This is a genomic window from Stenotrophomonas sp. P5_B8, assembly GCF_054049855.1.
In genome coordinates this window covers 1-9686 of sequence record NZ_JBFULO010000132.1, presented here as the reverse complement: position 1 = coordinate 9686, position 9686 = coordinate 1, and the positions used below count along the sequence as shown (strand labels likewise).

Annotated in this window: 10 protein-coding genes; 5 read left to right on the top strand and 5 right to left on the bottom strand. The window is 67.3% G+C overall.

Annotation, left to right across the window (positions count from 1 at the left end):
* Together ACXJKH_RS09480 and ppa are read right to left on the bottom strand one after the other, a co-directional pair.
* Nucleotides 1–1018 (bottom strand): HDOD domain-containing protein (locus ACXJKH_RS09480; protein WP_457319238.1); only part of this gene is annotated, 1018 nt, incomplete at its 3' end.
* A gap of 151 nt (nt 1019–1169) precedes the next feature.
* A complete protein-coding gene (ppa, locus tag ACXJKH_RS09475) occupies nt 1170–1706 on the bottom strand; it encodes an inorganic diphosphatase (protein ID WP_256776001.1) in 537 nt (178 codons plus the stop codon).
* A 184-nt stretch (nt 1707–1890) separates the two neighbouring features.
* Between ppa and ACXJKH_RS09470 the strand changes: the two genes are divergently transcribed.
* Nucleotides 1891–2808 (top strand): hypothetical protein, encoded by a 918-nt coding sequence (locus tag ACXJKH_RS09470; RefSeq protein ID WP_256776002.1) that lies wholly within the window; start codon nt 1891–1893, stop codon nt 2806–2808.
* Between the two features lie 273 nt (nt 2809–3081).
* Here ACXJKH_RS09470 and ACXJKH_RS09465 read toward each other — a convergent pair whose 3' ends face one another.
* On the bottom strand, nt 3082–3339 hold the full coding sequence (locus ACXJKH_RS09465) for a DUF2789 domain-containing protein (protein WP_256776073.1): 258 nt from the start codon (nt 3337–3339) through the stop codon (nt 3082–3084).
* Nucleotides 3340–3620: 281 nt separating this feature from the next.
* Between ACXJKH_RS09465 and ACXJKH_RS09460 the strand changes: the two genes are divergently transcribed.
* Nucleotides 3621–3935, top strand: coding sequence for a hypothetical protein (locus ACXJKH_RS09460; protein ID WP_457319237.1), 315 nt, complete (start codon nt 3621–3623; stop codon nt 3933–3935).
* A 64-nt stretch (nt 3936–3999) separates the two neighbouring features.
* On the opposite strand, the gene ACXJKH_RS09455 is transcribed toward ACXJKH_RS09460, so the two are convergent.
* Nucleotides 4000–6027 carry a sodium-translocating pyrophosphatase gene (locus ACXJKH_RS09455; RefSeq protein WP_457319236.1) on the bottom strand — a complete coding sequence of 676 codons (2028 nt, stop codon included), beginning with the start codon at nt 6025–6027 and terminating at the stop codon, nt 4000–4002.
* Nucleotides 6028–6430: 403 nt separating this feature from the next.
* On the opposite strand from ACXJKH_RS09455, the gene ACXJKH_RS09450 reads away from it, so the two are divergent.
* Nucleotides 6431–6934, top strand: a complete 504-nt coding sequence (locus tag ACXJKH_RS09450; protein ID WP_256776005.1) for a hypothetical protein — start codon at nt 6431–6433, stop codon at nt 6932–6934.
* A 96-nt stretch (nt 6935–7030) separates the two neighbouring features.
* Here the strand turns inward: ACXJKH_RS09450 and ACXJKH_RS09445 are convergent, their stop codons facing one another.
* Nucleotides 7031–8287, bottom strand: a complete 1257-nt coding sequence (locus ACXJKH_RS09445; protein ID WP_457319235.1) for a 6-phosphofructokinase — start codon at nt 8285–8287, stop codon at nt 7031–7033.
* A gap of 141 nt (nt 8288–8428) precedes the next feature.
* On the opposite strand from ACXJKH_RS09445, the gene ACXJKH_RS09440 reads away from it, so the two are divergent.
* Together ACXJKH_RS09440 and ACXJKH_RS09435 are read left to right on the top strand one after the other, a co-directional pair.
* On the top strand, nt 8429–8992 hold the full coding sequence (locus tag ACXJKH_RS09440) for an adenylate kinase (protein ID WP_312235992.1): 564 nt from the start codon (nt 8429–8431) through the stop codon (nt 8990–8992).
* A 318-nt stretch (nt 8993–9310) separates the two neighbouring features.
* Nucleotides 9311–9686, top strand: a 376-nt coding sequence (locus ACXJKH_RS09435) for a Mur ligase domain-containing protein (RefSeq protein WP_457319234.1), incomplete at its 3' end; no start/stop codon positions are given.

Sequence of the window (9686 nt, the reverse complement as noted above, 5' to 3'; positions counted from 1 at the left end):
GATCGCCATTGATCAGCGCCAGCGCCACGTGCACCGCACCGGTCACCCAGAAGCTGCGCGTGTTGGACTTCTGCGGCTGCAGGTGGAACGCCACCGCCTCGATGATCGGCATCGGCAGGCCCCACAGGCCCAGCAGGTAGGCGCCGGCCTCGGCATGGCCGGGGCGTTTATCGGCCGCGTCGGCCGGGGCAACGCGCTCGTTGCGCACGCCCGGCAACAGCAGCCCGATGTCGGCCAGCAGGGCGGCGGTTGCACCCAGCTCGGCGCTGGAATCGGGCAGCAGCTTGGCCGCCAGCCGCGAGGCCAGCAACGCGCGCTGCTGCAGCGAATTGCGTTCGGCACCGGACAACGCCGAGGCGGAAAACACCTCGCTGGCCAGCACCAGGTCGCGCAGGGTGGACAGGCCCAGTCGCGTTACCGCGGTGCGCAGGTCGGAAATGGTACGGCCGCTGTTGAAGAACGCCGAGTTGGACAGCTGCAGCACCTTCGCCGCAATCGCCGGGTCGGCCGACACCAGCTTGGAGACATCGGCGGTGTCGGTCTCGTCGTCATGCTCCAGCGCTTGGGTCAGGCTCAGGTACAGGTGCGGCGGCGAAGGCAGCTTTTCGATGCGGCCGATCGCGCTGCGCAGATGTGCGCTGTCGAGCAGTTCGCGCAGCTCTTCCAGGCTGGTCAGTGCTTCCAGCAGCACTTCCGGGGCCAGCGGCATCGGCAGGAAGCGGTGGGCCACCCCGATCAGGCGCGCCGGCGGCGGCCGGTTGCCCTGCTCGGCATCCACCAGCGCGATGCGGATCGTCTCCGGACGCAGCGTCCGGATCTGGCCGAGCAGCGTGGTGGCGTTGAGATCGGGCAGAGTAGGGCAGGCGATCACCGCGTCGATCGGACCGGCGGCGACGATGTTCATGGCCGCCTGGCCATCGGATGCGGTCAACGGTTGCCACTCTTCCCCAAGATCGGCAATGAAATCCATCAGCTCAGCCGACAGGCTGGCTTGGTCCCCAACAAGCAGAATACGCACGACACAGTCCCCTGGCTGACCACGGTGAAACGCACCGTGGACGGTGTGAAGACGCAATGTACCCAATCCGGCACAAATAGTGATGTGCCGCAGTTAAAAAACGTGATGTCCATCGCTTCGGCGGCGAGCGCCGAAGCGATGCGGTTCAGCCTCAGCCGTTGTTGCTGAGGTAGCGCTGGTGCGCTTCGATCAGGATCTGCTTGGCTTCGGCAGCGCCGGCCCAGCCGTCAAGCTTGACCCACTTGCCCTTTTCCAGGTCCTTGTAATGCTCGAAGAAGTGGCCGATGCGCTCCAGCCAGTGGCTGGACACCTGCCCGATGTCTTCCACATGGGCGTAGCCGCTGAAGACCTTGGAGATCGGCACGGCCAGGATCTTCTCGTCGCTGCCGGCCTCATCGCTCATCTTGAGCACGCCGACCGGACGGCAACGCACCACCGAACCGGGGATCAGCGGCAGCGGCAGCACCACCAGCACGTCGGCCGGGTCGCCGTCGCCGCACAGGGTGCTCGGCACGTAGCCGTAGTTGCACGGGTAGCGCATCGGGGTGGACAGGATGCGGTCGACGAAGATCGCGCCGGTTTCCTTGTCCACTTCGTACTTCACCGGCTCGGAATCCTTCGGGATCTCGATGATGACGTTGATTTCTTCCGGCGGGTTCTTGCCGGGCGAGACGAGTTCCAGACCCATGGGTGTACTCCGAGAGGGGGATGAAGGCGGATAGCCCCCCATTTTATGCCTTTGCCGCCCCGCGTGCAGCGGGGTGGGACCATGGCCCCGTGGAGGGTTTCCCCACGGCCCGGCGCGGCCTGCCCGGATGGGGCTGCACCCCGCGATCGGCGAGGCTGGTCCCTCCTTCTGCTGGAGTCTGGCCATGGACATGCGTCACCGGTTGCTGCTGCGAGTGTTTGCCCTGCTGCTGGCACTGCCCAGCGCCCCCCTGCTTGCCCGGCCGTTCATCGACCTGGTGGATTTCCCCCGCAACGAGGCCAACTGGGATCGCTTCTATTCCCTGGAAGCCCACCTGGCGAGCCGCTTTGACGCAGTCTGTGCCGATACCCTCTGCGAAGGCGACTACAGCAATCTGCGCGCGCTGCAACTACGCTGCTCGGTCAATGCGGCCCGTGCGCAGGTGCATGCCTGCAACTGGCTGTTCATTGCCAGCGAACTGCAGGTAGCGCCGGACACGGGCGAGGTGCGGGTGGACAACCGACGCTGGGACTGCCCTTTGCCGCTGGGCAAGGGAGTGGCGGTGGAGGCCTTCCATGCTTCCCTGGAAAGCGCCGACGCGCTGGATATCGTGCTGCCCGGTGCCGCGATGTCCATCGGCGAGGCGGTGGGCGACTGCCTCCAGCAGACCCGGCGGTCGGCGCGCGCGGCAGCGTCGGCCCGCTACGTGGACGCGCGGGATTATCCCCGCCAGGGCCAGGGTGGGGCGCGTTTACGTGCGCTTGAACAGGCGCTGGTGCGCGGCTTCGATGACATCTGCGGCGACACCTTCTGCGAAGGCGAGTACTACAACCTGCAGGCCATGCGCCTGCGCTGTTCGGTGCACGCCGCCAGCGGCCGGGTGGGGGAGTGCCGGTGGACATTCGCCGGCAGCAACATGGCGGTGGAGGCTGCCACCGGTGCGGTCACCGTGGATGCCCGCGATTGGGCCTGCCGCCTGCCGCTGGCGTCTTACACCCCCTTGCCGCTGCTGCTGGATACGCTTCACGGGCAGGACGCCATCGACACCCTTCTACCGGGGACCAGCACTACGGTGTACGAAGGGTTGACTACCTGCCTGTGAGCTGCCGTGTGATCGCCGCAGGCGCGGTAGCGGATGAGGCGGGCAGGCACGACGCATCTGCATTTGCGGGGGACCTGACGCGCCTTCCGCCCCGGCCCTGTGTCTGTCGCATGACCACCGATGCCTCCGCCCGCACCGGGATGCGGATCCGCGGACGCCCGGCGTTGCTGCGGCCGGTGCAATGCAACCGGGGCAACATGATGGCGGGACCGAAGACGTGATCCAACCTACCTGGTGCGCAGGGACCGGCAGCTGCCGGTCCCTGCGTTGTCATTACACGCCGGTCTGCTGCGCCACGGCGTCGGCATGCAGCGCTTCGCTGAGTTCATCGACGATGATCGCCCAGTCGGCATCGGACTTGAGCTGTTCGGCGAGGAACTGACGTTGCCCGTCGTTCCAATACGGTGCGTCGACCAGGGCGACCTCGGTCGGCAGCTGGTGGGCACGGATGAAGCCGGCGATCGCCTCGTCGGACGCCTCCAGCCCGAGCTGCAGGAACAGATTGCCCATGCGCGGTTCGGTGGTGATCATCATGAGGTGGTCTCCGCAAAAAAGGGGGGTCCCCATTATCGATGCAGCCGCGTGAGCGCCGCATCGCCGGAGCGGGGGCAGGGCGCCCGGCGATGCACAGGGTCGCCGCGCCGCTGGCCGCGGTGGACAGCGCGGCGACCCGGTGGCGGTCATGGTGCCGGTGGAATTTTTTCATCCGTCGCCGCTGAACCCGGGCGTGGCCCCTGCGTTGCCTGCGCAGCGAGGTGGCACTAGCATCCTCGGCACCACGGCACGGATGGCCGCATTCGGGAGGGACAGGGATGCATCGCAGACGTGCCACCGTTGTTGCATGGGCTGCCGCCGTCATCGCGTTGCTCGTTGCGCTGCTTTCGCTGGCCCCGTTCGTCGCGGCGATCACGCTCACCGGCGCGTTGGCTCCGCTGTTCGCGTATACGGCGTGGCACGGTGCCCGTCTGCCCAGTGGCGTCGGGTTGGCCCTCTGTGCGGCGGCGTTCCTCGGCAGCCCCCTGCGGTTCGAAGACCTGCCGGACCTGTTGCTGGCCATGGCCGCCCTGTGGGCAGTGGGCGGCGTCATGCTCATGGTCTGGTGGGCGGTGAAGCTGCGCCGCGCGTAGAGTGTGCGCTCCTGCAAAGGCGCGCATGCCCCGGCACGGCCGGGACATGCACCCCTGCCGCGTTCTACAGCAACGGCACCAGCAGCAATGCCACGATGTTGATGATCTTGATCAACGGATTGATCGCCGGGCCTGCCGTGTCCTTGTAAGGATCGCCGACCGTATCGCCCGTGATCGCGGCCTTGTGCGCCTCGCTTCCCTTGCCGCCGAAGTGGCCATCTTCGATGTACTTTTTGGCGTTGTCCCACGCACCGCCGCCGGTGGTCATCGAGATCGCCACGAACAGGCCGGTGACGATGGTGCCGATCAGCAGGCCACCCAGCGCGCGCGGCCCGAGCAGCAGGCCGACCACCACCGGGACCGCCACCGGCAGCAGCGAGGGCACGATCATTTCCCGGATCGCCGAGCGGGTCAGCATGTCCACGGCGCGGTCGTACTGCGGTTTGCCGGTGCCCTCCATGATCCCGGGGATCTCGCGGAACTGGCGGCGCACTTCCTCCACTACCGCACCCGCCGCCCGGCCCACGGCCTCCATCGCCATCGCACCGAACAGGTAGGGGATCAGGCCGCCGATCAGCAGGCCGATGATCACCGTGTGGTCGGACAGGTCGAAGGCGAACACCTCCCCGGGGTTGGCGGCCTGCAGGTTATGCGTGTAATCGGCGAACAGCACCAGCGCGGCCAGTGCCGCCGAGCCGATCGCATAGCCCTTGGTCACCGCCTTGGTGGTGTTGCCAACGGCATCCAGCGGATCGGTGATGTCGCGGATGGCGGAGGGCAACTCGGCCATCTCGGCGATGCCGCCGGCGTTGTCGGTGATCGGGCCGTAGGCATCCAGCGCGACGATCATGCCGGCCATCGACAGCATCGCGGTGGCGGCGATGGCGATGCCGTACAGGCCGCCGAAGTAGTGCGCCAGCCAGATCGCCACGCAGACCGCGATCACCGGCAGGGCCGTGGACTTCATCGAGACCCCGAGCCCGGCGATGATGTTGGTGCCGTGCCCAGTGGTGGATGCCTGCGCCACGTGCTGCACCGGCTTGTACTGGGTGCCGGTGTAGTACTCGGTGATCCACACGATCAGGCCGGTGAGCACCAGGCCGACCAGGGCGCAGAAGTACAGGTTCAGCGCACCGTGTGCGTTGTCCGGCATCAACTGGATGGTGATTGGATAGAACGCGATCGCCGCCAGCACGCCGGACACGATCACGCCCTTGTACAGCGCGCCCATGATCGAGCCACCCGGCTTCACCTTGACGAACAGCGCGCCGATGATCGAGGCGATGATCGACACACCGCCCAGCACCAGCGGATACAGGATCGCGTTGCGCCCGGCTTCGGCCAGCATCAGGCTGCCCAGCRGCATCGTGGCGATCACCGTCACCGCRTAGGTCTCGAACAGGTCGGCSGCCATGCCGGCGCAGTCGCCGACGTTGTCACCAACGTTGTCGGCGATCACCGCCGGGTTGCGCGGATCATCCTCGGGAATGCCGGCCTCGACCTTGCCCACCAGATCCGCGCCGACGTCGGCCCCCTTGGTGAAGATGCCGCCGCCCAGACGCGCGAAGATCGAGATCAACGACGAACCGAACGCCAGCCCGACCAGCGCGTGCAGCGCCTGCCCGGTTTCCAGACCGAGCCGCAGCAGCAGCGCGTAGTAGCCGGCCACGCCCAGCAGGCCGAGCCCGACCACCAGCATGCCGGTGATCGCGCCGCCCCGGAAGGCGACGTCCATCGCCGCACTGAGGCCGTTGCGCGCCGCTTCGGCGGTACGCACGTTGGCGCGTACCGACACGTTCATGCCGATGTAACCGGCCGCGCCGGACAGCACCGCGCCGATCGCAAACCCGATCGCGGTGTACCAGCTGAGAAAGACGCCGACCAGCACGAACAGCACGGCGCCGGCGATGCCGATGGTGAGGTATTGACGGTTGAGATAGGCGCGCGCGCCTTCCTGGATGGCGGCGGCGATTTCCTGCATGCGGGCATTGCCAGCCGGTTGCCGGAGAATCCAGCGTGCCGACACGATGCCGTAGAGAATCGCGAGAATGGCGCAGAACAGCGCCAGAGAAAGCCCGTAACGTTCCAGCATGTCCCCTCCCGGGTGATGGATGGCATCCAGTGAACGGACGAACCTCTCCACGCGGGGCACAACGGGCTGCAACCTTGGACCAACCCGTTCAGACCGTACCCGGTCCTCAAGCGTGTGGCGGTGTTCAGCAATCCCTGGTGACCCGAGTATGCGGGCATTCTCCCGCAGACCGGTAGTGCCGGGTACGCGCCATCGCATGCGCGCTGTCGCCCCATGGTTTGCTGCGCAAACCACGGGCCCCTCTTATCAGCATCCAGTCCCCCGCCGCTTCGCGGCTGCCCCCTGACTCAGGGGGCTGGTGGCCAGCCCTCTGGATCCAGCTACGCGTTGATGGGACGCCTTGCCACGCCGTTCAGCCATCCGCTGGCAGCCTCGCTCCATCCCCAGCTCCCGGAGTCCTGCCATGTCCACCCGTCACCTGCTCTGGCTCGCGCTGCTGCCCGCCATCGCGGCCAGCGCCGCCGAAACCCCCGAGCTGCAACGCGCCGCCGGTGCGCCGCAGGCGGTGGGCGCGGCGCATACGCTGCGCCAGATTCCCGAGGCCTGTGCGCGGCTGGAGGGCATGTTCACCGCCGATGCCGCGCAGCCCTACAAATTCGCTGTGGTGCGCACCAGCGAGCAGTGCCAGCCGCGTGCGCGTTTCGTCGATTTCGACAAGGCCCAGCCCAGTCAGGCCAAGGGCTGGAAGCTCAATGATGTGATCCGCGTCCCCAGCGCCGCGTGCCCCGCACAGCAGGCGGTCGTGCGGGTATGGCGCATGCCGGTCGCGCAGAAGCCCGAGCTGGATGGCCAGGGCCAGTCCCGGATCTACCTGGAAGAGGCCAAGAAACAGGCGGCCGCCGGCAAGATCGCGCAGGTGCCGATGTTTGCCGCGCAGCTGAAGGTGGAAGGCAAGCCCTGCAACTGAGCAGCTTGCGTGACAGTAATGAAGGCCGCTGGCCGGCTCCCCGGGATCGCCTGATCCCCGACGGAGCCCACCAGCGGCCGTTATTGCTGCAGTGGTTTACGCTTTGAACGCAGGCAGTTTCTTCTTCACTGCCACGTTCTTCAGCGTGACGTACTTGGGCAGGCCGTCGGCGCCGTAGGGCAACGGCGCTTCGCCCTTGATCAGCGGTGACAGGTAGGCGCGCGCCTTGGCGGTGATGCCGAAGCCGTCCTTGCGGATGAAACCGGCCGGCATTTTCTTCTCGTGGTTGGCCACCTTGTGCAGGGGCGCGGCCTCGATCTTCCAGCGGTACGGTTTGTCGCTGCCGCGTACGATCACCGGCATCACCGCGTTCTGGCCCTTCAGCGCGAACTGCACCGCCGCCTTGCCGACCGCCTGCGCCTGCTCCCAGTCGGTCTTGGAGGCGATATGCCGGGCCGAGCGCTGCAGATAGTCGGGCAAGGTCCAATGCACCTTGTAGCCCAGCGTGTCCTTGACCCGTGCAGCCAGCTGCGAGGCGACGCCGCCCAGCTGGGTATGCCCGAACGAGTCCTTGCCGCCGCCGGCATCGGCGACGAAGCGGCCGTCGGCGGTCTGGATGCCTTCGGAGGCCACCACCACGCAGTGCCCCACGCGCTCGACCACCTGCTTGACCTTGGCCAGGAACGCGGCCTCGTCGTAGGCGCGTTCGGGCAGCAGGATGATGTGCGGGGCGTCATCGGGGCCTTCGCCAGCCAGCCCGGCCGCCGCCGCCAGCCAACCGGCGTGGCGGCCCATCGCCTCGTAGACGAATACCTTGGTCGAGGTCTCGGCCATCGCCGCCACGTCCAGTGCCGCTTCGCGCACCGACACGGCCGTGTACTTGGCCGCCGACCCGAAGCCGGGGCAGGTGTCGGTCACCGCCAGGTCGTTGTCGATGGTCTTGGGCACGCCGATGCAGGTCAGGTCGTAGTCGAAGGCCTTGGCCAGCTGCGACACCTTCCACGCGGTGTCGGCCGAATCGTTGCCGCCGTTGTAGAGGAACCAGCGCACGTCATGGGCCCGGAGCACCTCCAGCAGGCGCTCATATTTGGCCCGGTCGGCCTCGATCGATTTCAGCTTGTAGCGGCACGAGCCGAACGCTCCGCCGGGGGTATGGGCCAGCGCGGCGATCGCCGCCGCCGATTCCTTGGTGGTATCGATCAGCTCCTCGCGGAGCGCGCCGAGGATGCCGTTGCGCGCGGCCAAGACCTTGATTCCCTTGGCCCGGGCGGTGCTGATGACCGCCGAGGCGGTGGCGTTGATGACGGCGGTGACGCCGCCTGACTGGGCGTAGAGCAGGGTACCTTTGGACATGGGTCGACCTTGGTCTGGGGGAAGGACATTGCAGAGACATTACCGGTATGGGGTAAAGTGCGCGTATTGCGGTGCAGCGTGATTGTGGACAATCCCGGGGCGCGCGCCCTTCCATTTTCTTACCAAGTTGGAGTCAGGTTGATGCGATTGGTTCTGTTGGGACCGCCCGGTTCGGGCAAGGGGACACAGGCGACGCGCCTGAAGGAACACCTGTCGATTGCGCACATTTCCACCGGCGACCTGTTGCGTGCCGAAGTGGCCGCCGGCACCGAGCTGGGCAAGCAGGCCAAGGCGGTGATGGACGCGGGCAACCTGGTGTCCGACGACATCCTGCTGGGCATGCTCGAATCGCGACTGGGCCAGGCTGACGTGGCCAACGGCTTCATCCTCGACGGTTACCCGCGCAACGTGGCCCAGGCCAACGCGCTGGACACCCTGCTGGCCAAGATCGGCCAGCCGCTGGATGCGGTGGTGCAGCTGGACGTGCCGACCGAACTGCTGGTCGAGCGCATCGCCGGCCGTGCCGCCGAGCAGGGCCGCGCCGACGACAATCCCGAATCGGTGCGTCAGCGCCTGCAGGTCTACAACGACCAGACCGCCCCGGTGGTCGACTTCTACGCCGGCCGCGGCACCCTGGCTCGCGTCGATGGCGTCGGTGAGCTGGACGCGGTGGAAGCGCGCATCCGCGCGGCGATCCACGGCTGAGTCACCCGGCGCCGCATGCGCGGCGCCTGCCTGGCCCATGAACGCACACGCCCGGCCCCCGAAGGGGCCAGGCGCGTGGTGTGGAGGTGCCAGCGAACGGGCTTGCTCAGAGCCCCGCAGCATGAGCTCCCCTGGGGATGGCCTCTTGGGGAGTAGGACCAATGGGGTGCTGAGGCTGGCCGGTTCCATTGTGTCCGTCTTCACAGTACATCGCTATCGGGGATTCCCCGACACCCGGCGACTGAATTCCGGCGCGCGCATGAGGAATTGTCTGCCGACCATGGCCCACGACGCAGGGGATCGGCGACAATCCAACGCATGAGCACGATTCACATCCTTGGTATTGCCGGCACCTTCATGGGCGGCGTGGCCGCGCTGGCGCGGGAACTGGGCCATACGGTCCATGGCAGCGATCAGGCGATCTATCCGCCGATGTCCACCCAGCTGGAACAGCTGGGCATCGCCCTGGACCCGGGCTACCGGGCCGACAGCGTTTCGGGCGACTGCGATGCGGTGATCGTCGGCAACGCCTTGTCGCGCGGCAACCCGGCGGTGGAAGCGGTGCTGGACGCCGGCCAGCGCTATATTTCCGGCGCGCAGTGGCTGTCCGAACAGGTGTTGCCGGGCCGCGACACGCTCGCCGTCGCCGGCACCCACGGCAAGACCACCACCACCACCATCCTGACCTGGCTGC

Excerpts from the sequence above, each read along its gene's own strand:
- ppa (WP_256776001.1), bottom strand. The coding sequence starts at position 1,706 with ATGGGTCTGGAACTCGTCTCGCCCGGCAAGAACCCGCCGGAAGAAATC.
- ACXJKH_RS09440 (WP_312235992.1), top strand. The coding sequence starts at position 8,429 with ATGCGATTGGTTCTGTTGGGACCGCCCGGTTCGGGCAAGGGGACACAG.
- ACXJKH_RS09470 (WP_256776002.1), top strand. The coding sequence starts at position 1,891 with ATGGACATGCGTCACCGGTTGCTGCTGCGAGTGTTTGCCCTGCTGCTG.
- ACXJKH_RS09445 (WP_457319235.1), bottom strand. The coding sequence starts at position 8,287 with ATGTCCAAAGGTACCCTGCTCTACGCCCAGTCAGGCGGCGTCACCGCC.
- ACXJKH_RS09465 (WP_256776073.1), bottom strand. The coding sequence starts at position 3,339 with ATGATCACCACCGAACCGCGCATGGGCAATCTGTTCCTGCAGCTCGGG.
- ACXJKH_RS09450 (WP_256776005.1), top strand. The coding sequence starts at position 6,431 with ATGTCCACCCGTCACCTGCTCTGGCTCGCGCTGCTGCCCGCCATCGCG.
- ACXJKH_RS09460 (WP_457319237.1), top strand. The coding sequence starts at position 3,621 with ATGCATCGCAGACGTGCCACCGTTGTTGCATGGGCTGCCGCCGTCATC.